Here is a 23,316-nt window from a genome sequence, read left to right as displayed (position 1 = left end):
TCACCATCTGGTTCGAACTGAAACAGCTGTTCAGTTGGTGTGCTATACTTTCCAAGCCGTGCGGGTGTCATAGACCGCTTGTCACGGTGATTTATCTCTCACAGAGCGAGAAATGAATCAGAGAGTACTACAGTTGTATCAATTTGCTTCCAACAGACGCTAAGCCCACATCCTCAGCGACCGCGTTAGCGCGAGCAGGGGAGGGTAGTCAAGACTACGACCGATACGTCTCCGCGTGCCGAACCGTTGCGGAACAATGTCACTGCGACCTCTGGACGGTGTACCAGGCACTCTGGCTACTGTGGTCGGACGACGCCGGATGACGCGCCGCCCGGGAAGCAGCGACGGTCCGGCATCCTCGTCTCACCCGCGCTACTCCTCGAGTTCGTGGCGAATCGCCTCGTTGAGTTCGGGGACGACCTCGTGGAGGTCCCCGATGACGGCGTACTCGGCCTTGCCGACGATCGCCGCCTCAGGGTCGGTGTTGATGACGAGGATGTTCTCCGCACCCTTGCAGCCGACCATGTGCTGGACAGCGCCGCTGATTCCGCACGGGATGTAGATATCCGGACTGATTTTCGCCCCCGTGAGCCCGACCTGGTCATCATGCGGCCGCCACCCTTCGTTGACGGCGGCCCGCGACGCACCAATCGCACCGTCGAGGAGGTCCGCGAGCTCCTCGAGTTGGTCGAAGTCCTCGGCGTTTCCGACGCCCCGGCCGCCACTCACCACGACCCGTGCCTCCTCCAGCGGGACACCCTCTACGTCGGATTCCTCGGTGCGCTTGACCTGTACCCGGAGGTGCTCCTCCTCGAGTGCCGGGGTGAACTGCTGGACGCCGGGGTCGGTTGTCTCGGCGGCCTGCGCTACCGGGTACTCGTGGGCCGACGCGGTGAGGAGGTTCCGCTCGGCGTCGAGGCGAGCGTGTTCGGAGATGCTGCCGCCCCAGCGCTGTCGCGTCACCTCGTAGGCGTTACCGACCGTGACCTCGACACAGTCGGCGAGCATCGGCTGGTCCAGGACGGCACCGACGTGAGCCAACACCTCATGGCCGCGGTCTGTTCCGGGCGCGACGACCGTCTCAACGTCGAGTTCCTCGGCGAGCTGTGCGACGCTCTCACCCCATGCTTGCGGTGCGTAGCTGTTCAGCCGCTCGTGGGTCACGTGGTGGACTTCGTCGACGCCGTATGCGCCCAGTTCGTCGACGACCGGGTCGACCTCGGTGCCGAACACCACGACCCCGAGTTGGGTTCCGATTTCCTCGGCGATCCCCCGGGCCATGGTGAGCATTTCGAGGGCCGTCTCGTCCGGCGTGCCGGCCTCGTGCTCAAGGAGTCCGAGTACTGCGGTCACAGGACTTCGACCTCCTCGGTGAGGACGCGAACGATTTCCGGGACAGCCTCCGCCCCTTCTCCGAGAATCTCGGCGTCGGAGTCGTCCTGCTCCGGTGCCTCCAATCGGACCTTCTCGACGGTCCCCGGACCTGATTCCTGTTCTGGTTCCCGGTGGTCGAGTTCCGCGCGCCGTGCCTTCATCTTTGCGCGCATCGACGCGTACCGCGGCGCGTTGATGCCTTCCTTCACGGTGACGACTGCCGGGAGGTCGACCTCGTAAACCTCCTCGCCGCCGGTAATCTCGCGACTGGCGACCGCGGTTCCATCGTCGACATCAAGGGTCTTGATCCCGGTCACGCAGGGGAGCCCCAGTTCCTCGGCAACTCGGACCCCGACCTGATAGTTCGCCGCGTTGGCCGATTCGTTCCCGAACAACAGCAGGTCGAATTCCACACCGTCCCCGGACGGCTCCCGGGCCGCCTCCACGATGGCACCTGCGGTCGCCCGCGGTCGCCACTCCGCGCCGTCGGTCTCCAGCAACACCCCTTCGTCGGCGTCCATCGCCAGCCCCGTCCGGACCTGTTCGGCCGCCTCCTCGGGGCCGAGCGTCAACACTGTTACCGAGCCTCCGTGTTCCTCGACCTGCTGGATGGCTTCCTCGATCACGCACTCCTCGTGGGGGCTCATCGTGAACCCCAGGTTGCTGGTGTCGACCGATTGCTGGTCGTCCGTCAGTACGATCTTTGCACCGGTGTCGGGTACTCGTTTGATACAAGTTAAAACGTCCATCGTTGGGTGTATCGAGTTGTTATCGCGTCTCCGATAACCCCGGGTCTGGGGTGGCTGTGCATCGATGCTAGCTGCGGATTCGGTCGTTGCTCGGGTCGAACAGCGGCCGGCTCCCGACCACTTCGACAGTCACCGGGTAGTGCCCGCCCATGTACTCGACCTGAAGCTGCTTGCCCTCCTCCGCGTGCTCCGGCGGGAGGTACGCCATGAGGAGGTGCTTGCCGACGCTCGGGCCGGTGCCGGCGCTCGTGACGTAGGAACGCCGCCCCTCGTCGTCGATGATGACCTCACCGTTCTGGTCGAGGACGGGTTCGTTACCCAGCATGAACCGGGGCTGGCCCCCCTCCGGTGCGTGGTCGTCGACGGAGAGCGTACACAGCGTGGCGACGTTGTTCTCCTCGATTGCCTCGGCGTAAGCCTCCTTCCCGTTGAACTCGGCGTCCTTCACGCCGTGGAAGGTGAGCCCGGCCTCCGCGGGGTTGTACTCCAGTTCCAGTTCGTGACCGAACAGCCGGTAGCCCTTCTCCATGCGGCCGGTGGTGCCGTAGACGCCCATGCCGACCGGCCGGATGTCGTACTCCTCGCCGGCCTCCTCGATGTGATTCCAGAGGCGGCGGCCCTTGCTCATGGGGGTGTAGATCTCCCAGCCGAGTTCGCCGACGTACGACAGCCGCATCGCCCACGCGTCGACGTCTCCGACCGTTATTTCCTGAGCAGTGTACGGCGCGAATGCCTCGTGGGACATGTCCTCCTCGGTGATGGAGTCGACGACGTTCCGGGCGTCGGGACCCCAGACGCCGAGCGTGCACAGCGAGTCCGACTGGTCGATGAGTGTGACCTCCTCGTCGTCCCCGATGTGCCCGTTGAACCACGCCCGGTCGGAGCCAGCCACGGCCCCACCGGTGATGACCCGGTAGCGCTCCGGGCCGAGGCGGGCGATGGTTAGGTCCGAGACGAACCCGCCGTTCTCCCCGAGTATCGGCGTGTACACCGTCTTGCCGACGTCGACGTCGGTCCGGCCGACGGCCATCCGCTCCATGTAATCCACGACGTCGGACCCGACGAAGTCGAAGATGCCGAACCCCATGTCGCCGATCATACCGACGTTGTCCCGCGTGTGGAGGTGCTCGCCGAGGATTATCGGCGACCACCACCGGGAGTCCCACTCGTTCGGCCGGTGGAGACCCTCGAGTTCGTCCTCGTAGACGTCCAGCAGGTCCTCGTTGGACTCGAACCACTGCGGCCGCTCCCAGCCGGCGACCTCGAACCAGCGTGCGTCGAGGGCGTCTTGCTGCTCGTAAAAGCCGCTCGTCCGGAGCGGCCGACCGGACTGCCACTGCTCGGAGGGATGGACGATGCCGTATATCTCTTGGTAGAGCTCGTTGGCACGGGCCTTTACCCAGTCTTTCGGCGTGCCGTACTCGTAGAACCGATTGATGTTCGCCTCGCTGAGGTCGATGTCCGACCATCCGCGGGTCATCCACTGGGCGACGCCCTCGCCGATCGCCGGCGCCTCCTTGATCCAGACGGCGGCACAGGACCATAGTCCCTCGACGTCCTGCAGGGGGCCGAGCAGCGGCGCACCGTCCGGCGCTTCCGACAGTAGCCCGTCGATTTCGTAGCGGACGCCGGCCCCGGGGTCGTCGAGTACCTCCGGCATCAGCTCCAGTGCGTCCATCATCGACTGCTCGAAGGCGTCCTCGGTGAGTGGCGGCTGGGTCGGCGACAGCGGTGCCTCCTCGATCGAGGGGATGTTGTCGACGTCCCACAGGATGGGTCGGTGCTGGTACGAGCCTACCTCCATGTCGTTGCCGCTCGGCCGTTCGTACATCTGGGTGTCCATGTCCCGGACGACCGGATGGTTGATCTCGCCCTCGAACTGCTCGAAGAACTCGATCGGGCCGACGCTGACCATCTGGTGGACCGCCGGCGTGAGCGGGATATCCACGCCGGCCATGTCGGCGATTTTCGGGCTCCAGAGGCCGGCCGCGACGACGACCTCGTCGGCCTCAACAGTCCCGCGGTCGGTCTCGACGGCCTGAATTTCTCCGTGCTCGACGTGGATATCGAGCACCTCCGTGTTCGGTGAGACGCTGAGCCCCCCGTCTGATTCCTCGTCCGCCCGGGCCCGCATGATCTCGCCGGCGCGGAGCGGGTCGCAAGTGCCGGCACCCTCACTGTAGAACCCGGCCTTGATGATGTCGGTGTTGATGTAGGGAACCAGCTCCTCGACTTCCTCCGGTGTGAGCATCTGGGCGGGTTCGCCCCACGCCTTTGCGGACTGCATCCGCCGCTTCAGTTCCTCGACACGCTCGTCCGTGCGGGCAACCTCGATGCCGCCGCTCTCGGTGAACGTGTCCATGTCTTTGTACTGCTCGATGCTCTCTCGGGTGAGATGGGTCATCTCCTTGGAGTGCTCGACGGGCATGAGGAAGTTCGACGCGTGGCCGGTCGAGCCGCCGGGGTCCGGTAGCGGTCCCTTGTCCATCAGGACGATGTCGTCGCGGCCGTACCGGGTGAGGTGGTAGGCGAGGCTGTTGCCGACGATACCGGCCCCGATGATGACCGTCTCGGCGCTCGATGGCAGGTCGTTGGAACTCATCGGTTGTCACCGACCCTAGCGTCGTACCCGTGTCCACTCGTAGAGATCCTATCGACGAGACTGTTTTGCACAGTGATGGGGTTCGTCATCCTCTCGCATGGTTCTCGGGGTTGGCTGTCTATTAAAAGACCGCATAATTGATAAATAAATTATATGTCGAGCTACGAAGGTAGACCCCGGCGCGAGAAACCACTGGATAGAGATGCTCCCAGTTGCGTTAATCACGCCGACTGGGAACCCCCCCTTCGGGTTCCCACATAGTAACTGATACCTGATATGTAGTGTTTCACGGTCGGCTCCGCAAGGCGGCCGAGCAACTCAAGGCTCTTCTCGGTATGCTCCCGGAAGCCCGGTCCCGCGCCGGCCACGATACGTGAACAATCGTTCGGAGTCCGCGACTCCCCCCGTGTCACCCCCGGATGAGGGTTTTTTATTGAGCACGATTTCGTCAGGTGTACCTGCGTAGTTGAACCCAACCGACCCAGCCGTGAACAGGTATTTCTTCGGTCCGGGGCTTCGGTCGGTATGCCCTACACGGAGCAGTCTATCGGCGAGTTCCTTGCTGCCGTCGGGTCCGAAGACGTGGCTCCTGCCGGGGGCACGGCCGTGGCTGTCGTCGGAGCCATCGGGGCGTCGCTCTGCGAGATGGCCTGTGTCCACTCAATGGACGGGGCGGCGAGCGCCGCCGAGGGGTCGGGCCTTGCCGACGTTCGCGCCCTCCTCGGAACCCAGCGGAGCACCCTCATGGGACTTGCACGGGCGGATGCGGACGTCGTCGAGAGCCTGTTCGCGGCCGACGCCGACCGGACGAGCCAGTCCGAGATGAAGCGAGCGGCCGGCATCCCGCTGGCCATCGCCGAGCGATGCCTGACCGTCGTCGACCTAGCCGTGACCGTAACCGAGGAAGGCGACAGCGACGCGACCGCTGACGCCAGGATGGGAGCCGTCCTCGCCGCCGGCGCACTACGGGCGTCGCTACTCGCGGTTCGTCACAATTTACCGTGGATCGAGGACCGGTCCTTCGTTGCGGGGACGCGACGCCGCGTGGCCGAACTCGAGGCCGCAGTCGCGCGGTCACTCAAGGATGCGACCAGTGACGTCGACGCCACTCAGTCGTAGAGTGGATGCTGCGTCACTCAGTCGTCCACACAGGCGGTTGCCGTCGGTTGGCGAACCAGCGAAACCGCACCTGTACGGAGTCGACGGCCGTCCGACTGCCGGAGCGGGAAACTATTTCTCTCGAAAAGACGATGCGACGAGCAGTCCCCGGTCCGTGTGTTGCCAAACAAACACGTCGTGTCCTTTCAGTATCAGCTTGGACAACGTTCTTGTCCGCCTACTGAGAATCATACGACGTTATGACTTCACCGGACGAGAGTCAGGAAACGATGCCAACGGACTACGAGATCGCACAGTCGGCCGACATGGAGCCGATATGGGAACTCGTCGAGCCGTGGGGGCTCGACCTCGAAGACCTCCAGTACTACGGCGAGTACACTGCGAAAATCAAACATCCTGCTATCAATCGGCTCCGCGACGAGGCGGAGGAGAACGAGAACAACCTCGTTCTCGTGACCGGGATGACGCCGACGCCCCGGGGAGAGGGCAAAACCGTCACCACGGTCGGCCTGGGCCAGACGCTCAACCACGTCGGCGAGAAGGCGATGATCGCTATTCGCGAGCCGTCGCTCGGGCCCGTGTTCGGCGTCAAGGGCGGTGCGGCAGGGGGTGGCCGTTCGCAGGTCCTTCCGATGGAGGACATTAACCTCCACTTCACCGGCGACCTCCACGCGCTCACGTCGGCACACAACCTCATCGCGGCGATGCTCGACGCCCGCATCTCCCAGGGGAACGACCTCGACATCGACATCAACGACGTCGAATGGCCGCGAGCGGTCGACATGAACGACCGCGCCCTCCGTGAAACGGTCGTCGGGCTTGGCGGGAAGTCCGGGGGGACGCCCCGCGAGGACGGGTTCATTCTCACTGCCGCATCCGAGTTGATGGCAGTGCTCTGTCTCGCGAACGACCTCGCCGACCTGAAAGAGCGCATCGCCCGCATCATCGTCGCCTACGACACGGACGGCGAACCGGTCACCGTCGACGACATCGAGGCGACCGGCCCCGCGACGATGCTGTTACGGGACGCTATCAAGCCGAACATCGTCCAGACCATCGAGGGAACCCCGGCGGTCGTCCACGGGGGGCCATTCGCCAACATTGCACACGGGACCAACTCGCTTATCGCCGACAAGGCCGCCTTCGGGATGGCCGACTACCTCGTCACTGAGGCCGGCTTCGGCTCGGATCTGGGTGCGGAGAAGTTCATGAACGTCGTCTGCCGGATGGGTAACATGACCCCGAACGCGGTCGTCGTGGTCGCGTCGGTCCGGGCGCTCAAGTACCACGGCCTCAATCAGTGGCCAGTCGACTACGACGAAATCGAGGCGGCCGGCGTCGACGCCGTCGAGGCCGGCTTCGAGAACCTCGACAAGCACGTCTCGAACCTCCAGAAGTTCGGCGTGCCCCTCGTCGTCGCGGTGAACCGGTTCCCCGAAGACACTGACGCGGAGGTGCAGGCCGTGCTCGACCATTGCCGGGGCGACCTCGGGGTCAGGGCCGCCGAGTCGGAGGTCTTCGCGGAAGGGAGCGAAGGCGGCGTCGACCTCGCCGAGCGCGTGGTCGACGCGGCCGAGGAGAGCGACGAGGACGAGTTCACGCATCTGTACGACGACGACGACCCGATTACCGAGAAGATCGAAACCGTCGCCACCGAGATATACGGTGCCGACGGCGTCAAGTTCACCAGGGACGCGCTGGACGACATCGACCGGATGGAGCAACTCGGCTTCGGTGAGTTCCCCGTCGTCATGTCCAAGACGTTCCACTCGCTGAGCGACGACTCGAGCGAGAAGGGCGCGCCGGCGGGGTGGGAACTGGAGATTTCCGAAGTCTACCCCTCTGCCGGTGCCGGCTTTCTCGTCGCGCTCACGGCCGACGCCCTGACCATGCCGGGACTGCCGGCGCGGCCCGCCGCCGCGGATATGGACGTCGACGAGGACGGCAACATCACCGGGCTGTTCTGACCGCCCGAGTCGTTCGGCTCCGGCCGGTCTGTCCATATCGTGGCCACGCTCGGACGGGCATCGGAGGAGGCCGGACTGTGACGCCCCCGGCCGACGGGCCCGTTGGAGAACTACACGGACAGGTTCGTGGACCGGAAGATCCTGAGACGGTGGCTACTCGTTGGCTTCCTTCCTCGCGTTGAGCTTTGCCTGCTCGCGGGCGCTGGGGTTGACCGACTCCTTGAACGGCACCTCGGCCACCGTGGCGAACACCGGCTCACCCGGTTCTTCGGCGTACTCGTCCGGGAGATGGACCTCGAACTCGAGGTCGAGGTCCTCCTCGTAGACCTCGTCGTCGAGCGTCGCGTCGGTCGCCTCCTGAAGCTTGTCGGCCGGCACGTACCCCATCCCGATGTTCGTATCGAGCTCCGGGCTCCACCACGGCGACGTCATGTAGCCGACCTCCTCGCCGCTCTCCGGGTCGGAGATGAGCCAGAAGTCAGGCGCGTAGTCCCGGATGGGCTCGCCGGCCATCTTCAGACCGACCAGTTTGAGTTCGAACGGGTACTCCCCGTCCTCGATGAGTTGCTTCTGCCTCTCGAGTTCCTCCTTGCCGATGTAGTCGGCCTCCTTGTCGTCGGGGACGTGGTACCCGAGGTTGACCTGGAACGGCGACGTCTCGTGGTCGAAGTCCTGGCCCCATGACATGATCCCCGCCGCGATGCGACGGTGGTGGCCGGGCGCAATCTGCATTCCGCCGTGGTCCCTGACGGCCTCCAGTACCGGGTCCCAGACGCGTTCGGCGTTCTTCATTGCGTCTTTCACGTAGATCTCGAAGCCTTTCTCGCCAGAGAAACCGGTCTGGCTGACGAGGACATCGCTACCGTTTATCTCTGCCTCCATCAGTCCGTAGTAGGGGATATCACTGACTTCCTCGCCGACGACGTCGATCATCGCGTCCTCCGAGCGGGGACCCTGTATCTGCATCGGGGCGACGTCGATTTCGTCGATTTCGACGTCATAGCCCTCGCCGACGTTGACGCCCTGCAGCCACTGCATGAGCGTGGAGTCGGAGATTGAGAACCAGAACTCGTCCTCCTCGGGCCGCAAGAGGACCGGGTCGTTCAGCACCCCGCCGTCCTCGTTACAGAGGGTGACGTATCGCCCCTTCATCGGTTCGATGTCCGTGGCGTCCCGGGTGATGACGTAGTTGGTGAACGCCTCGGCGTCCGGGCCCTTCACGCGAATCTGGCGCTCGACCGCGACGTCCCACAGGGTCACGCTGTTGACCAGCGCGTCGTACTCCTCCATCGCACCACCGTCTTCGGGTTGGACGAGCCCGCGAGGGTGATAGAGGCGGTTGTACACCGTGGCCCGCCACGCGCCGTTCTCGTTGAACGACTTGTGGAAGAACGGCGACTTCCGCACGCGGGTCGAGACAAGCATCTCGATTCCGGGGTCACCCGTCTGTCGCAGGTTTCTCGGTACTGTTCGGTCGGACTGGTCGACACTTGGGTGGTTCGGGTGGTTCCCGCCTCCGTTTCCGTGGTCTGTCATCGACAGGCCACTACACGGCCGACCCATAAAAAATAGCGCATCAGCGAGGTTCTGCTTTGCATCCTGTCGGTACTGTGAATAATGTCGTATCCGGGCAGTACCCAGGAATTTGCGTTCAGAGACACTTTCTCGTCCGGGAAACGCCGCGTGTCTAGACCACGGGGGAGCAACCGGCAGCGGTCCTCCGTGAAAATTCATCGTTCTGACACGTTGTGTTTTCGAGTCCACGAAAGATTGCCCCACGAGCGACATGGCCCCCGGCCCCCGACGTTTTCGAGTGACGGGCGGGCGCGGGCCCGGTCGGCTTCACGAGGTTCACCTTGTCGAAGACGGAGGCCACGTGGTCCCACCGGGTCGCCGACGGCTGACCAGCGCGTTCGACAGTGGTCTATCGCCTCGCGATGGTCCACACCTCAGTCGTCCTGTGGCGGTTCGACGTCGTGGTGGACCTCGACGGTCGGGACCCGCTCCCAGAGGCGGCGTATCGGCGAGGTGTGTCCGCCCTCTTCACGGCGGAACGTCAGCGTCAGGCCTGCCAGCGCCACCAGCGAGAGAACAGCGAAGGGACCGCCCGTCATCACTGCGAGCGCCTGCAGGGTTTCGGCACCGCCGACCACCAGCGCCGACACGGCGATGGTCCCCTGAAAGAAGCCCCAGAAGACGATGCTCCCGGTCGTGGGCGACTGCCCTCGACGCCTCGCCAGCACCGCGACCACGAGCGTCGAGGTGTCTGCCGACGTCGTGATGAACACGACGATCAGTGCGAGAAAGAGGAAGATCAACAACTGGTCCATCGGGAACGTGGCGAACAGCGGGAAGCTGGCGACGGCAACTGAGCCACCACGGTCGGCAATCGCGCCCAAGATGTCCGCCGTTCCGGAGTGCTGGAGGAACAGCGAGGTCCCGCCGAGCAGGAGGAACCACGCTATCGTCGCAGCCGACGTGGCGACGACACCCGTCAACACGACGGTCCGGACCTTCCGTCCCCGTGAGAGCGCCGCGAGAAAGAGGCCGGCGAAGGGGGCCCACGAGAACCACCACGACCAGTTCCAGACCGTCCAGTTGGCGACCCAGTCCGCCCCCATATAGAGGCTCATCGGCACGAAGTTGACTGCATAGCTCGCTACCGCTCCGGTACCCCGCTCGACGATGAACCCCAGCGGACCGAGGCCGGCGATCAGCAGCGCGAACAGCGCGAACAGGACGACGTTCAGACTGGCGATTCGCCTGATTCCACGGCGGACGCCCGTCGTCGCCGAGAGGACGTAGATCAGGGTCAGCCCGCCCACGAACAGTATCGGGCCGAGCGCACCCGCACTCACGCCCCACTGGTAGTCGATGCCGGCGAGGAACTGCTGGCTGACCAACGCGATCGAGGTGGCGATGCCGCCGATGGTCGCGAAGATGGCCAGCATGTCGACTACCCGACTCCACAGGGAATCGAGCCCGTCGACGCCGAGAAACGGCGTCAGTATCGTCGAGACCCGGAGGGGTGCCCCCCGTTCGTAGACGAAATACGCGATCGGCAGGCCGATCACAGTGTAGGCGGACCACGCGGAGATGCCCCAGTGGAACAACGAATAGGTGAGCGCCGCCCCGATGGCCACCGTCGACTGTGGCTCGGCCCCGAAGTACGGCGGCGGGTTGCCGTAGTGATACAGCGCCTCCGCGGGCCCCCAGAAGACGATGCCCGCTGCGATGCCCGCAGTGAACACCAGCGAGAAGTACGTCGGATAGGTGTAGTCCGGTTCCGTGTCAGGTCCGCCGAGCCTGATCTCCCCCCAAGGGCCGAGCAACAGGAACAGACAGTAGAGGACGGCGAGGAACATCGCCCCGAGAAAGAGCCAGCCGATGTCCTGAAGAAGGAACGTCTGCACGGCACTCACCGCGACGTTGGTCTGCTCGGGGACGACGTACTGGACCAGAAAAAACAGCGCGAACACGACCACTGGGACTCCGAAGGTAACCCGGTCCTGGTTAGCGAGGAACTGCCGGACAGTGTCGGACCAGGTGAGCCGCCGGATGCGAAGGAGGTAGCTGGCGGTGTGTTCGGAATCCCGGTCCTCGTCGTTCTCGCCCGGTATTACCGCGATGTAGCCGAGGCCGGAGCCAAAAAACACCAGTGAGATGATGAGCCAGACGTGGCCACTGATGTTCGCGCCGACGAACGAAGGGAAAAAGAACCCCGAAACGACGACGGCCCCGGATAGCGCGAAGACGGGAGCCAGCACCGTCCCGATTGACTGCTCAAGCGGGGTAGCTCCTTGGTAACCCATAACAGGGAATAGGAACCGGGTGGTAAATTACTACTGCACCCGCCGACTTCGAGTGGCGTCCAGTTCGCGGTTCGAGTGCTCGGCGTACGTGCTGGTTCCCGAGTTGCGACAGTTCCACGGACAGAACCCGCTCGCGGGTCACTCCTCGACGTCACCAGTTCCCCCGTCTTCGGAAGCGGCTTCCTCGCCGTTCCCCGGCGTGGGTCCTCCGTCCCCGACGGATTCAAACAGTTCCTCCGTAGTCGTCCCTCCGAGCACCGACCGGCTGAGAAGCCGTCCGCCGATGGTCATCGGACTGATGACCTCATCGGCACCAACCTGCTCGAGCTTTCCGACGTGCTTCGGGCGGTTGGCTGCCGCAACCACTCGGATATCGGGGGCGGCATTCTTCGCAGCAAGCACCGTCAGAACGTCTTTGGCATCGTCCCGTGTGGCGACGACGACGCCACTCGCGGCATCGATTCTGGCATCGCCGAGCGCGTCCTCGTCGGCCGGGTCGTCGGTGAGGACGCTAACGCCCTTATCGTCGAGTTCCGAGGCGACGCTCTCGTCGTCCGTCACCACCACCACATCAGTTTCGTCGACGAGTTCGTCGAGTAGCGATTCCGTGATGTCGCCGTAGCCGAGGACGAGCACGTGGTCCTCGAGCAGATTGAGTTCTGAAGCTGTCATGGTTCCGAAGGCGGCGGCCATCCGCGATTCGATTGCTGGGACGATGAGCGAACCGACCGCCACTGTGAACGCACCGGTCCCGAACAGGATGACGGTCAGGGAGAACACCTTCGCTTCCGGCGTCGTCGGCGTGAAATCGCCGTACCCGACAGTGGCGATGGTGACGATGACGAAGTAGAACGCGTCGGTCCAGGTAAGCAGCTCCCCCGTGAACTGGTCCCGCAGACCGTAGGAGCCGACGGTCCCGTACACGACGACCCCGCCGACCGAGAGGATCGAGGCGAGTTGCAGTGGCGAGAGGTCAAGCGGCTGGTCGAATTGCCCGCGGTTCCGGATAAGCAACGGGACCGTGAGTGCCACCAGCAGTAATAGGGGAATATCTGTCGTCTGGAACGTCGCCAACGGCAGCAGGCTCAGAAGGAGCAGGACCGCGACCGCCACGTACCACGCGATGCGCTTCCGTCGCTGTAACCCGATTGTGGTGATACCCAGCAGGAACGCGAACAGCACTCCGGCGAACCGCGCGTACAGTTCGGCCGCCGGCAGCACCGGTGCCAGCACGCCCTCGAGCATCACCCCTTGGCTGATGTTCGACAGTCCAGTGATGAACGACACGACGGTGATAGCGCCAGTCAGTACGACCGTCGGCTTCGAACCCGAGAACTCCCGCCAGTTGACGAACCGGACTCTGTCGGTCTGGTAGAACAGCGTCTCCAGGGCCGAGTCACGTTCCGGGTCGGTGTTCTCGGACACTGTCTGACAGTTTCCGCGTCGGGGTATAAAAATAGCACGCGCTCGTCCAAGAGGTTATACTAAATGCAACGTACGCGCCCAGCAAGGTGAACCACCACTGAACTGGCGTCACGGCCTGCGTCGCGGAGGAAGCCGTGCGAGGCGGTTACTCCTCGAGACGGTCCAGCCGCCATTTCTCGGTGTCGGCCGACTGGTTGAACGTGTAAATGTGGAGTCCGCGGATGTCGTACTTGTCGTCGTCGGTGTACGGGGCGAGACCGTCGACGAGAGGGTCGGGGGTGTACTTACCGCGGGAGCCGATGAACCGGCGGATGAAGTCCACGATGCCCGTGGTCTTCCGAAGGAATTTGACGGAGTCGCCGACGCCGACCTTGTTGGAGATGCCCAGCAGGCGCTGGTACTTCAGCACCCCGGGGATACCGACTTCGATTGGGAGGTCGACGCCGCGCTCCTCGCGGACGCGTTCGATCCAGTTGATGACCGCGTCGGGGTCATAGCAGAGCTGCGTCGCGATGTAGGTGGCGTACGGCGCTTTGTTCGTCATCGCCTCGGCGAGCGTCTCGTCGTCGATGATGGGGTGACCCTCCGGGTAGCCGGTGATTCCCACCTCGTCGAACTCGTAGCCGAGGTCCTCCAGCGACTCGAGCAGGTCGAGGGCTGACTCGAACTCGCCGACGGGTTCGTCGCGGTCCCCCCCGGGGACGAAGATGCCCTCGACCCCGGCCTCTTGCAGTTGGGCCGCGATTTCGTCGAGGTGGTCCTCGTCCTCGACGTACCGGGCGGCGATGTGGGGAATCATTTCGTACCCCTCTGCAGCCGCCGTCTTCGTCCACTCGATAGTCGCATCGAGGCCGAGCGTCGGGGAAGTGGTAACCGTCATCCTCGCGCCGTCCGGGAGAAGCTCCATCTGCTCGCCGAAGCTGTCGAACGGCATCACTTCGTACCGCGGGTTCCTGAGCAGCATCTGGGCGCCGTCGTTCGTCGTCGAACTTGTTCCGAGTGCCATGAGTCTGGGTGCAGTGGTACGCGGTCGTCCTCGCTGTCGGCGTGGTCGCGACCGTCCCCGACGACCGCCGCCGGGCCAGTCGCCTACTGGAGTGTATGCCGTTCTCTCAGGGGCCCCCGGACAGCTGTCGACCGGCAATCGCCGGGCTGGCAGTCCACGTGTCACCACGTTGGTGACCACTGGGTCCGACCGTAACCATCGGCTAATTCTACGGCACCACGAAGTTAGGTCTTGTCCCGGCAGACCGGAACCGGATCCGCTTCGCCGTCACCGGGGGCTCAACGGCCCGCTCATAGTGATTACGGCGAATAGTTGCATCGACGGTGTCGAACGCCGCCGGTTCAGGGGCTCCCATCACCGACACGGATGGTCACGGCGGGACAGACTCGCAGTAATCACTATCAGGACGTTCTCCCTCGCCCCGGCTACAAATGTCTGTTCAATGATGTTTTGTGGAACGACTGTCGACACCGAGTCCGACTTCCCCCGGACCCGTTGATTTGATTACGGCCCAAGAGTAGCTATACGTACCGTTCGGCACCGCGCTCTCGGGCCGGGACCGGACCGTTCCAGGGATAGACGACCGGGCCGCCCCGGAGACGGGTGCCGGATGAGCCAGACCATGTACCCCAGCACGACCGTTCACGCGATTGGAGGTGAGTCCCGGTGACGACCGTTCTCGACGGGAACGCCATCGGTGACCGGGTTCGCGAGGATCTCCACGATTGCATCGACGATCTGGAAGCCGAGGGTGTGACGCCATCCCTCGCGACGGTGCTGATGAGCGAGGACCCCGGGAGCGAGACCTACGTCTCGATGAAGCAGAAGGCCTGCGAGGAAATCGGCATCGAGAGCGTCCATCGGGAGCTCGACCCCGGGGCACCGGCCGAGGAGCTGTTCGACGTCATCGATGAACTAAACGCCGACGACACCGTCAACGGCATCCTCGTCCAACTTCCGGTCCCGGACCACGTCGACAAACGCCGTGTCCTGCGCTCGGTCGACCCCGTGAAGGACGTCGACGGATTCCATCCCGAGAACGTCGGGCGACTGGTCGCCGGCCACGCGCGGTTCAAGCCCGCCACGCCCCACGGCATCCAGAAGCTGCTGGAGGCTGCCGGCGTCGACACCGAGGGTAAGGACGCGGTAGTCGTCGGCCGGTCGGAGATCGTCGGCAAGCCGATGGCGAACCTCCTCATCCAGAAGGCCCCTGGCGGGAACGCGACGACGACAGTGTGTCACTCTCGGACCGATTCCCTCGCGGAGAAGACCCGGACCGCCGACATCGTCATCGCGGCCGCAGGCGTACCGGAGATGATCGACGGCTCGATGCTCTCGGAGAGCGCCGTCGTCGTCGACGTGGGCGTCAACCGCGTCGACGCCGACAATCAAAAGGGCTATGCGCTCGTCGGCGATGTCGACTTCGAGAGTGCGAAGGAGAAGGCCGACATCATCACGCCCGTCCCCGGCGGCGTCGGCCCGATGACCATCACGATGGTGCTGTACAACACGGTCAAGGCCGCCTCCCTGCAGTCAGACGTCGACGTCGAACTGCCCTGAGCGGGTCGGTTGTAGCTGTTCACCGCTCACCCACTCTCCCGGAAGACACCGATAATGACGTACGACAGACCCGACGAGACCACCGCTCGCGCCGCGCTCGCCCCCACGGCCGACCCGAAACTGCTCCACACGCCTCGAGGACGGCAAACCGACGCCGGAGCGTCCGCCTTTCGACCGCCGTACCGGCCCGCCTTGAGGCCGATTCGTGTCACTGTGACTGTTTTTGTCGGAGCCTCTCCCGTGTTCGACGTGTTTCAGCCCCTCCACACGAAGCGCGTAGTCGCAACCGGGGCAGGACTCCTGACGGGAATGGACTCCGTGGGGTTCGGTGAGCCATGGCGTCCCTGCTAAGCAGGCGTGGTGAGACGCCAGCGAAACAATACATGTCGGCTCGTGGAAGTGTTTTAAATCGCAGACTGGAGAGTCCCGACGTGTAATCGTGACCGTCTTGTTAGGTCACGATATCGAACTGCCAGACCGGTCTCATCCGAGTGAGGTGGACGTACGGCGGGCAGATTGGTCGTGCTGAGCCGACCACAGGGAATCGGACGGGTTTTCGCTCTAATAGTCAACAAATCAACTATTAGAAAATTTTAAGAGTAGTGAATAGAAGGACTATGCTAGGCTATTGCATGCCAAAGAGTCTACCAAACAGGTAACACACCGCGGAATTCAGTTAGCTCAGCGCAGGCACGGATACCAACCGACGACTACCACAGAAGGGTTCGGGAAGGTGACCGACGTGGCCACAGACCCAACAACGAACAAACGGAGACGGCAGACCACACTGTACCAATGACACGAAGACGACGTATCGAACGGACTGTGTATCGGATGCCAGATATCACCGGAGGTGACCCATGACTGACGACGCTGGCGAAGAGACTGTCGGCGAGACGTCGGAGGGACTGCAGGTGGAACTGTTCCACCCCGAGTCCGACCGGGAACCGGGGGACACGAACATCGAAAGGTACGGGTTCGACGTCCACCCCGTCGTGTTCCCCGCGGCCCTCGTGATGATCTTTTTATTCGTGGCGATAACGTTGGCGTTCGAGCCCATTGCGGGCGCGCTCGGGTGGACGATGGCCGGGCCAGACGGTGGCACGGTCACGATGACCTCGACGAACGCCTTCGAGACGTTGCTCAGCGAAATCAACAACAACTTCGGCTGGCTGTACATCGGCGCGGTCAACGTGTTCATCGCCGCGTTGGTGTACTTCGCCATCAGCAAGTACGGCAAAATACGGCTCGGCGGTGTCGAGGCCGACCCCGAGTTCAGCACGTTCTCGTGGATGGCCATGCTGTTCAGTGCCGGTATGGGCATCGGCCTGATGTTCTGGAGCGTCGCGGAGCCGATGTACCACCACGGTGACGGGACGAACATCTTCGCGAGCGTCGCGCCGGGTGGCCCAGAAGCCGCGGGGGCCGCATTGGCGACGACGTTCTTCCACTGGGGATTCCACCCGTGGGCAGTGTACGGCATCGTCGCCCTCGGCCTCGGGTTCTTCTCGTTCAACCGCGGGCTCCCACTGACGTTCCGGTCGGTGTTCTACCCGCTGTTGGGCGACCGCATCTACGGCTGGTGGGGTCACGTCATCGACCTCGTGACGGTGTTCGCCACCATCTTCGGGCTTGGGACGTCGCTGGGGCTGGGCGCACAGCAGATCAACGCCGGCCTCGGCAGAACGACCCAGACGCTGGCCGGTAGCAGCCTCGTCCCGCAAGGCGAGTTGGTGCAAGTAGTCATCATCGCCATCATCACCTCGATAGCGGTCGTCTCCGTCGCGGCGGGCCTGGAGGGGGGTGTCAAGCGCCTCAGCACCATTAACGTCTACATCATGGTGACCTTCCTGGCCTTCATGCTCTTCGTGGGGCCGACCATCTACATCTTGGACTCGACGCTCCATGCGGTCGGCATCTACCTCAACAACTTCCTGGAGATGGCGTTCTTCACGGGCCAGTTCATCCCCGCTGAGTCCGCAGGCGGATACGCAGGCTGGGCCGCACTCTGGACAGTGTTCTACTGGGGCTGGTGGATCGCGTGGTCGCCGTTCGTCGGGCTGTTCATCGCCCGCATCTCGCGCGGCCGGACGGTCCGCCAGATGGTCCTTGGCGTACTGCTCATCCCGACGGCGTTCTCGTTCATCTGGATGGGCGCCTTCGGTGGCTCGGCGCTGTTCGCCCAGATGAACATGGGCGCGGGCATCTACGGCATCGTCTACGACCAGGGGAACGCCTTTGCGATGTTCGCGATGCTGGAACAGTTCCCCCTCTCGACGGTCACGTCGCTCGTGGCGGTCCTGCTCGTCACGACGTTCTTCGTCACGTCGTCGGACTCCGGGTCGCTGGTCGTCGACCACCTGACCTCCGGCGGCAAGCACGACGTGCCCCGTGCCCAGCGTATCTTCTGGGCGGTAACCGAGGGCGTCGTCGCGGCGACCCTACTGGTCGGCGGCGGCCTGTCCGCACTGCGGGCCGCGTCCGTCGCCACAGGACTCCCGTTCGCCATCATCCTGCTGGTGATGGTGTACACGGTGTATCTGGGTCTCGACTCGGAGTACGAGATCCTGCAGTCCGAAGAGTTCCGCGAGCGCGTCAGCGAGATTAGCGGCGAAGGGGAAGTCGAAATCGATCGTAGTGGTGGCGACGTCGTCACCGACGTCAGCGAGGGCGCGGATTCGGGTGAGTAGCGACTCCCCTTCGTTTCTCACTCTTTCACCCCAACAGCGCCGCGCTTTCGCTTCGCTACCGGTCTGAACCCGGGGCAACCGTCAGTAGTAGTCCCATTCGTCGTCGCCGTCCCGACTGAGCTCTTCTTCCTGTTCGTCGTCGGGCCACTCGATGCCCCCGGTCAGGTGCTGGTAGACCATTCCGGCGAGCGCGGCGAGCGCGAGTGCCAGCACGATCGTTCCCGCGAGTGAGACTAGCTTCGGGACGAGGTCCGGAAGACCCAGCTGGAGTACGATACCCATCATCACTACGTCCATGGACGGCCTCCAACGGAATGAGTGTTACCCACTCGCACACCCCAGTCCGTCGCTGGACGGGTTTCCCACTGGAGAGCACCACCGGTCAGATATCGGCCCTAGCCGACGCCCGGAGCCAGTCCCTGACCGCACCACCGATACCGAACGAGACGAGTCCGACCCAGACAACCCCGGCGACCAGCGGTTCGAGGCCCGCGACACCACCAGCCAACAGTGCCCCAAGCGCTACCCCGGACCAGCCGGCCGCCTCGCCCCAGACATCGACGATGGCGATGCCGACAACGGTGAACCCAACCGACCCGGTCACCCCGAGGAGGACTCCTCCCAGCAGGAGGCCCACAGTACCGAAGTTCACGCCGGCGACGTCGACCAGCGCGAGCTGGCTGCCGAGGTAGAGCGCTGCGAATACGAGTACCGCATGCGTCGCGATACCGTACCCAATCGTCCTCAGGGGATCTGAGAGCGTGGCTGTGGTCGAGTACTCGACGAACCCCTTGTGGCGCCAGAGGAGAACGCTACCGACCAGTAAGACGAACACGAACATGGCCGACGCTCGGACCGGCCCCGCGAGGTCGAAGACGGTCGCAGGGTCCACTGCCTGTAGTTGGACCGCGCCACCCACCTCGGTAGCCAGACGCGCCGACGGTATCTGCATTGGGTCACTGTATCCGACGGGCCTCCGAATACCTGTCGCCTCGATGCCACCGGAACCTCAAGTTATCAATAGGGATTACATATTATTCTTACGATATGAACTCCCGTGGCCCTTATTTTCGTGTGGTCCTAATGGTCACACGATGGCCCCTTTTGAGGCGATTTACCGCGTCGGCCGTGATATCCTGGAGCGGCTGGTCAACCCGCTGAGAGCTGACGAACAAATAAGCCAGTTCACGCTCTCGGTCCCCGAGGCGCAGACGACGACCGTCGACAGCGTCCAGGGGGAACGGTTCCGGCCCCCGGCCGTTTTCCGGTGTCCGAACTGTGACGCCGACATCCACCAGCAACAACCACTCAGCGACGCCGACTGCCCCAAGTGCTACCGGACGTTCGACCAGTGGACGACCGACGACCTCGAACTCGTACGGATGACCTGTCCCCGGTGCGAGTCCGAAATGAAACACGGACGCCGCCATCCGAAGGTGTTCGACGGCCCCGAATGGGCGAGTTGTCCAAGCTGTCAGTATCACTGGGATCTCGACCACTGGTTCTGAGCCGTGCGGTGTGGTCCCCGTGACGACGTCCGGCCGTCGTGAGTACGAGGCCGGACAGTCTGTTACCCTCGCTCGTCGTCACGAGCCGACCGCAGTTGGCTCCCCGTGGCCAATATATATGTGGTTCCAGGTTGAATCGACCGACAGAACCAGCTGTGACTACGTTGACGACGTTACTGGCTGTTCTCACCGTGGTGTTCGTACTATCGGGGCTGGTGAGTTTCGTCCTCGGCGAGCACCTCTTCGCCGGGCTCTGCTTCCTGCTTGTCACGATGACTATCTATCTGCGAGAAACACGGGCATAACCGCCGTCCAGAGGTTACGCCGGGGCGGTCGCTGGATGAATCGGCACCCGGTCGCCGGGTGCATTCGTCGACCCGGCGTCGAGGGTCGTGTCGTGGCTAACAACAGGTGGAGTATCGGCACCGCAACCCGTTTAGCTGTCCTGGGTGCGTCTGAGCGTAATCACCGGGATTTCCGAGGACCGGAGGACTTTTTCGGCGGTACTTCCCAGTAGCGATCCGATTTTGCCCTTGTAGCCCGACCCCATGACGATGACATCGTTGCCCTCCTCGACGGCGTACTCGTTAATTTTCTTGGCCACGTCCGTCCCGACTTCGACGGCAGTGACGCTCTCGACACCGGCGTCCGCGGCCCGGTCGGCGACCGAACCGGTGATATCGTTGCCGTACTCCCGGGCCGAGTCCATCTGGTCGTCCATCGGTTCGTTCAGCCAGGGGTTGCCACCTTCCTCGATCACGTACAACCCGTGGACAGTCGCGCCGACGGCCGCCGCGAGTTCGATACCGTGTTTGATGCCTTTCTCGGCTTCGTCGGACCCATCGACTGGTATGAGTATGTTTTCGTACATTGTCGTCCCCTATTTGTATGGTAACCGTAATAAAAATCGGTGATGGTTCTGGGGCTGTAAGAATATCGTTCACCTGACAGATAATATCCGAGTCGGATTCGAAAACCGAGACAGAGTCCGGTCCGCGGCTGGACCTGGGTTTGCGGTTAGCGGTTCCGACGAAGAACGGACGCCGGAATCTCGCCGCGACGCTTGAAGACCCTCTTCAGCAGGCGCTCCACCGGACCAGGTTCGCTCGACAATCCGGCGGTTGCGGGTAGGTAGTACTTGGCCGCGCGTTGTTCTTCTGTATTGACATTGTGGCTTTCCGTAGCTGCCATGTGTTTGCCTGTTCGACCCTCTAGGTTTTAAACATCTCGAAGTATGGTTTCTGAATCGCAAAAACAATTCCGTATTGACCCCTTACACGGAGTCGGCGGAGTCTGTTGGACTGCCCGTCAGCGAGGACTGGGTCATCCCGCCATAGTGCCCCGTCAGGGCTGCGGCAGCGAGTCAGTGACGGGTTCTGGCAGGTTGGAGACAATTCGGTTCGTTGCTCGACATAGTACCTCGATATCCTGCGAGGCCGGTTTAGCTGTACTTATAAAAGCGGTGGTTATTCATCACCTGTTTTAATACGTTCTCTAACCTAAGCTTGAAGACACCAGCCATGTCACTCGGTAGCAAGGTCCAAGAGCTGGGTCGGTTTCTCGAGACGTGTGAGCATCGACGTGGCGTCGAACCCGTCAACTTTACCGAGATCTCGGGGTCGAGTTCCGCCTCCGGGGTGGCCGCTGACATCGACCTGAAGTTCTCGACGTGTCCAGCCGACGCGGACGAAATGGGCATGTCCTTGGTCGGGGCGAACGTCGGCGACTACGGTGAGATCCAACTGACCTTCGAGCCAGCGGATTCGCTCGTTCTTGAGCGGCCTGATGGCGTCGACCTCGAATTCTCGGATGCCACGTTCGAGTCCGACGGAACGGTCTCGGTCACCCTGACGGCGTCGACGACGATAGCGGATGGCAGTTCGACCGACGAGACAGGGGTGGCCGATGACACTACGGATGTCGACGGGGTTGCGACCACGGCGAAGATGGGCGACGTTGCGGGGGTGGAAGGGCAGGCGGGACGCGGCGACGGTACGGAGAATGCGGACGGAGGGACTGCTGCGGAGGGAGACGGTTCGGACAGGAAGGGAACGGAGGACGAGGAGCAGGTTACGGGGACACGGGATGTCCCTCCGTTCAGGAACCCTGAACTCCTCCGGGAGATCTACGAGTCCTATGATACGTTCGCCGAGATGCGGGACGCCCTGGAGATGGACATCACCGCCGAAACGGTTCGTCGGTACATGATTAGCCACGGCATCCACGAGCCAAACACCTATGACACCACGGGGGACGATGCATCGGAAGTGGAGTCAGTGGAGACGGGTGACGATGAGTTCGAGGGTGAGTTGCTGGAGACCGGTGACGACATCGAGACGCCGGACGTGATTGCCGACGGCATCGGTCTTCCGGAGGACGTCAGCGTCGACGCCCTCATCGACACGGTGCAACGGGCGAACACCCTCTACGAGGTGCAAACGGAGTTCGGAATCGACCGAGACGAGTCGCTCTCGCTGCTACGCCAGACCGGCCTGATCCACCACGTGGTCGGTCGGCTCTCGAAGAAGGGGAAGCGGGAAGCCAGCCGGGAGACAGTTATCGAGAGTCTCCGACGAGAAATCAATTCAGGATGACACCGCCCCCAGCGGCGACAGACGTAACCGGCTGGCTGGAGAGCAAGCCGGGGAACCGAGTACGGAGGGGATACAGTTGGCGATAATCACCGAAGTCCAGTTCGCCCACGAACGCGGCGCGCTCGCCGAGACGCTCAACACGCTGCCCGACGTGGACGTTACGGTCGTTCAGGACGCCGGAACGGACCCGGAACACAACGTCTACCTCATGCGATTCGAGGGAACGGCTCTCGACGAAATCAAAGCGGTTCTGGAGACCGATCCGTCCGTCACGAGCATCGAACCGATGCGGGGATTCGAGGACCAGCGGCTGCTTGGAATAGAGATCACCCCGGAAACGGTGCTCCTCAATCCGAAGGTTACGAGCGAGGAGGGGTTCGTCATCAAGGCCCAAGGGGCGGCCGTCGCCGAGGGCGTGCGCGGGTGGCACGAACGCTGGTTGCTTCCCGATGGGGAGACGCTCCGCCAAATCTGGCAGTACGCCCGCGAAAACGGGTTCGAGTTCACGGTGCTCGATTTCCGTCAACGCGGTGAGTCGATTCCGACCTTGCTGGAAGCTGACCTGCTCACGGACCAACAGCGTGAGGCGCTCGTGACGGCACTAGAGGGGGGGTACTTCACCGAGCCACGGGAGATGTCCCTCGAGGAACTAGCCGAGCGGCTAGATCTCTCGTCGGGGGCAGCTGCCAGGCGGCTCAGGCGCGGGATGAAGTCCCTGATCGGGAAGACACTGGTCGTGGGCGACAGCAGTAAGTAGCGACCCCGCCGGATGCCCCGGAAACCGAGCCAGGAATGCTGGACCGGGGACGTGCGCCGGCCGGTGCGCGCAGCTCCTCACCGAAAGACGTTAGACGCTTCCTTCTAGACCATGTGAGTAACTCCCGTCAAATGTGTCCGGGGTCGACGACAA

Annotated in this window: 18 protein-coding genes; 8 read left to right on the top strand and 10 right to left on the bottom strand. The window is 63.3% G+C overall.

Annotation, left to right across the window (positions count from 1 at the left end; all coding sequences use genetic code 11):
* Positions 1-372 precede the first annotated feature (372 nt).
* The 3 genes from V5A38_RS03805 to V5A38_RS03795 all read right to left on the bottom strand — a co-directional run bounded on the left by V5A38_RS03805 (position 373) and on the right by V5A38_RS03795 (position 4,725).
* Positions 373-1,353, bottom strand: a complete 981-nt coding sequence (locus V5A38_RS03805; RefSeq protein WP_332324422.1) for an electron transfer flavoprotein subunit alpha/FixB family protein — start codon at positions 1,351-1,353, stop codon at positions 373-375.
* Positions 1,350-2,123, bottom strand: a complete 774-nt coding sequence (locus tag V5A38_RS03800) for an electron transfer flavoprotein subunit beta/FixA family protein (RefSeq protein WP_332324421.1) — start codon at positions 2,121-2,123, stop codon at positions 1,350-1,352. The genes V5A38_RS03805 and V5A38_RS03800 overlap by 4 nt, the downstream gene beginning before the upstream one ends.
* Positions 2,124-2,190: 67 nt before the next feature.
* Complete coding sequence (locus V5A38_RS03795; protein ID WP_332324420.1) at positions 2,191-4,725, bottom strand: FAD-dependent oxidoreductase; 2,535 nt, start codon at positions 4,723-4,725, stop codon at positions 2,191-2,193.
* A 525-nt stretch (positions 4,726-5,250) separates the two neighbouring features.
* Here V5A38_RS03795 and V5A38_RS03790 point away from each other — a divergent pair.
* Both V5A38_RS03790 and V5A38_RS03785 read left to right on the top strand, forming a co-directional pair.
* Entirely contained in the window at positions 5,251-5,844 is a 594-nt protein-coding gene (locus V5A38_RS03790; RefSeq protein WP_332324419.1) for a cyclodeaminase/cyclohydrolase family protein, read from the top strand.
* A gap of 239 nt (positions 5,845-6,083) precedes the next feature.
* A complete protein-coding gene (locus tag V5A38_RS03785; RefSeq protein ID WP_332324418.1) occupies positions 6,084-7,811 on the top strand; it encodes a formate--tetrahydrofolate ligase in 1,728 nt (575 codons plus the stop codon).
* A gap of 153 nt (positions 7,812-7,964) precedes the next feature.
* Here the strand turns inward: V5A38_RS03785 and V5A38_RS03780 are convergent, their stop codons facing one another.
* From V5A38_RS03780 to V5A38_RS03765, 4 genes are all read right to left on the bottom strand, one after another.
* Positions 7,965-9,347: a glycine cleavage T C-terminal barrel domain-containing protein gene (locus V5A38_RS03780; RefSeq protein WP_332324417.1), complete on the bottom strand. Its 1,383-nt coding sequence runs from the start codon at positions 9,345-9,347 to the stop codon at positions 7,965-7,967.
* A 413-nt stretch (positions 9,348-9,760) separates the two neighbouring features.
* Complete coding sequence (locus V5A38_RS03775; protein ID WP_332324416.1) at positions 9,761-11,623, bottom strand: BCCT family transporter; 1,863 nt, start codon at positions 11,621-11,623, stop codon at positions 9,761-9,763.
* Positions 11,624-11,761: 138 nt separating this feature from the next.
* On the bottom strand, positions 11,762-13,048 hold the full coding sequence (locus V5A38_RS03770) for an NAD-binding protein (protein WP_332324415.1): 1,287 nt from the start codon (positions 13,046-13,048) through the stop codon (positions 11,762-11,764).
* Between the two features lie 145 nt (positions 13,049-13,193).
* The gene (locus V5A38_RS03765) at positions 13,194-14,054 is read right to left on the bottom strand and encodes a methylenetetrahydrofolate reductase (protein WP_332324414.1); all 861 of its coding nucleotides are present in this window, start codon (positions 14,052-14,054) and stop codon (positions 13,194-13,196) included.
* 666 nt (positions 14,055-14,720) lie between these two features.
* Here V5A38_RS03765 and V5A38_RS03760 point away from each other — a divergent pair.
* Entirely contained in the window at positions 14,721-15,614 is an 894-nt protein-coding gene (locus V5A38_RS03760; protein WP_332324413.1) for a tetrahydrofolate dehydrogenase/cyclohydrolase catalytic domain-containing protein, read from the top strand.
* 860 nt (positions 15,615-16,474) lie between these two features.
* A complete protein-coding gene (locus V5A38_RS03755) occupies positions 16,475-18,304 on the top strand; it encodes a BCCT family transporter (RefSeq protein ID WP_332324412.1) in 1,830 nt (609 codons plus the stop codon).
* 81 nt (positions 18,305-18,385) lie between these two features.
* On the opposite strand, the gene V5A38_RS03750 is transcribed toward V5A38_RS03755, so the two are convergent.
* Both V5A38_RS03750 and V5A38_RS03745 read right to left on the bottom strand, forming a co-directional pair.
* Positions 18,386-18,601, bottom strand: coding sequence for a hypothetical protein (locus V5A38_RS03750; RefSeq protein ID WP_332324411.1), 216 nt, complete (start codon positions 18,599-18,601; stop codon positions 18,386-18,388).
* 85 nt (positions 18,602-18,686) lie between these two features.
* Positions 18,687-19,256 (bottom strand): hypothetical protein, encoded by a 570-nt coding sequence (locus V5A38_RS03745; protein WP_332324410.1) that lies wholly within the window; start codon positions 19,254-19,256, stop codon positions 18,687-18,689.
* A gap of 142 nt (positions 19,257-19,398) precedes the next feature.
* Between V5A38_RS03745 and V5A38_RS03740 the strand changes: the two genes are divergently transcribed.
* Both V5A38_RS03740 and V5A38_RS03735 read left to right on the top strand, forming a co-directional pair.
* Positions 19,399-19,812: a hypothetical protein gene (locus V5A38_RS03740; RefSeq protein WP_332324409.1), complete on the top strand. Its 414-nt coding sequence runs from the start codon at positions 19,399-19,401 to the stop codon at positions 19,810-19,812.
* A 155-nt stretch (positions 19,813-19,967) separates the two neighbouring features.
* Positions 19,968-20,117, top strand: a complete 150-nt coding sequence (locus V5A38_RS03735; RefSeq protein ID WP_332324408.1) for a hypothetical protein — start codon at positions 19,968-19,970, stop codon at positions 20,115-20,117.
* A gap of 131 nt (positions 20,118-20,248) precedes the next feature.
* Here the strand turns inward: V5A38_RS03735 and V5A38_RS03730 are convergent, their stop codons facing one another.
* Positions 20,249-20,683, bottom strand: coding sequence for a universal stress protein (locus V5A38_RS03730; RefSeq protein ID WP_332324407.1), 435 nt, complete (start codon positions 20,681-20,683; stop codon positions 20,249-20,251).
* Between the two features lie 649 nt (positions 20,684-21,332).
* Here V5A38_RS03730 and V5A38_RS03725 point away from each other — a divergent pair.
* Positions 21,333-22,406 (top strand): hypothetical protein, encoded by a 1,074-nt coding sequence (locus V5A38_RS03725; protein ID WP_332324406.1) that lies wholly within the window; start codon positions 21,333-21,335, stop codon positions 22,404-22,406.
* A gap of 76 nt (positions 22,407-22,482) precedes the next feature.
* Positions 22,483-23,163 carry a helix-turn-helix domain-containing protein gene (locus V5A38_RS03720; protein WP_332324405.1) on the top strand — a complete coding sequence of 227 codons (681 nt, stop codon included), beginning with the start codon at positions 22,483-22,485 and terminating at the stop codon, positions 23,161-23,163.
* Positions 23,164-23,316 lie beyond the last annotated feature (153 nt).

The sequence above is a fragment of the Halolamina sp. genome (genome assembly GCF_036626355.1).
In the GTDB taxonomy this organism is placed as follows: domain Archaea; phylum Halobacteriota; class Halobacteria; order Halobacteriales; family Haloferacaceae; genus Halolamina.
This window is presented reverse-complemented; position numbering and strand designations above follow the sequence as displayed.

What these genes read in the sequence shown, in the direction of transcription:
- V5A38_RS03780 (WP_332324417.1), bottom strand. Translation starts at nt 9,347, where the DNA reads ATGACAGACCACGGAAACGGAGGCGGGAACCACCCGAACCACCCAAGT.
- V5A38_RS03740 (WP_332324409.1), top strand. Translation starts at nt 19,399, where the DNA reads ATGGCCCCTTTTGAGGCGATTTACCGCGTCGGCCGTGATATCCTGGAG.
- V5A38_RS03725 (WP_332324406.1), top strand. Translation starts at nt 21,333, where the DNA reads ATGTCACTCGGTAGCAAGGTCCAAGAGCTGGGTCGGTTTCTCGAGACG.
- V5A38_RS03745 (WP_332324410.1), bottom strand. Translation starts at nt 19,256, where the DNA reads ATGCAGATACCGTCGGCGCGTCTGGCTACCGAGGTGGGTGGCGCGGTC.
- V5A38_RS03765 (WP_332324414.1), bottom strand. Translation starts at nt 14,054, where the DNA reads ATGGCACTCGGAACAAGTTCGACGACGAACGACGGCGCCCAGATGCTG.
- V5A38_RS03785 (WP_332324418.1), top strand. Translation starts at nt 6,084, where the DNA reads ATGACTTCACCGGACGAGAGTCAGGAAACGATGCCAACGGACTACGAG.
- V5A38_RS03750 (WP_332324411.1), bottom strand. Translation starts at nt 18,601, where the DNA reads ATGGACGTAGTGATGATGGGTATCGTACTCCAGCTGGGTCTTCCGGAC.
- V5A38_RS03755 (WP_332324412.1), top strand. Translation starts at nt 16,475, where the DNA reads ATGACTGACGACGCTGGCGAAGAGACTGTCGGCGAGACGTCGGAGGGA.
- V5A38_RS03790 (WP_332324419.1), top strand. Translation starts at nt 5,251, where the DNA reads ATGCCCTACACGGAGCAGTCTATCGGCGAGTTCCTTGCTGCCGTCGGG.
- V5A38_RS03795 (WP_332324420.1), bottom strand. Translation starts at nt 4,725, where the DNA reads ATGAGTTCCAACGACCTGCCATCGAGCGCCGAGACGGTCATCATCGGG.
- V5A38_RS03775 (WP_332324416.1), bottom strand. Translation starts at nt 11,623, where the DNA reads ATGGGTTACCAAGGAGCTACCCCGCTTGAGCAGTCAATCGGGACGGTG.
- V5A38_RS03800 (WP_332324421.1), bottom strand. Translation starts at nt 2,123, where the DNA reads ATGGACGTTTTAACTTGTATCAAACGAGTACCCGACACCGGTGCAAAG.
- V5A38_RS03730 (WP_332324407.1), bottom strand. Translation starts at nt 20,683, where the DNA reads ATGTACGAAAACATACTCATACCAGTCGATGGGTCCGACGAAGCCGAG.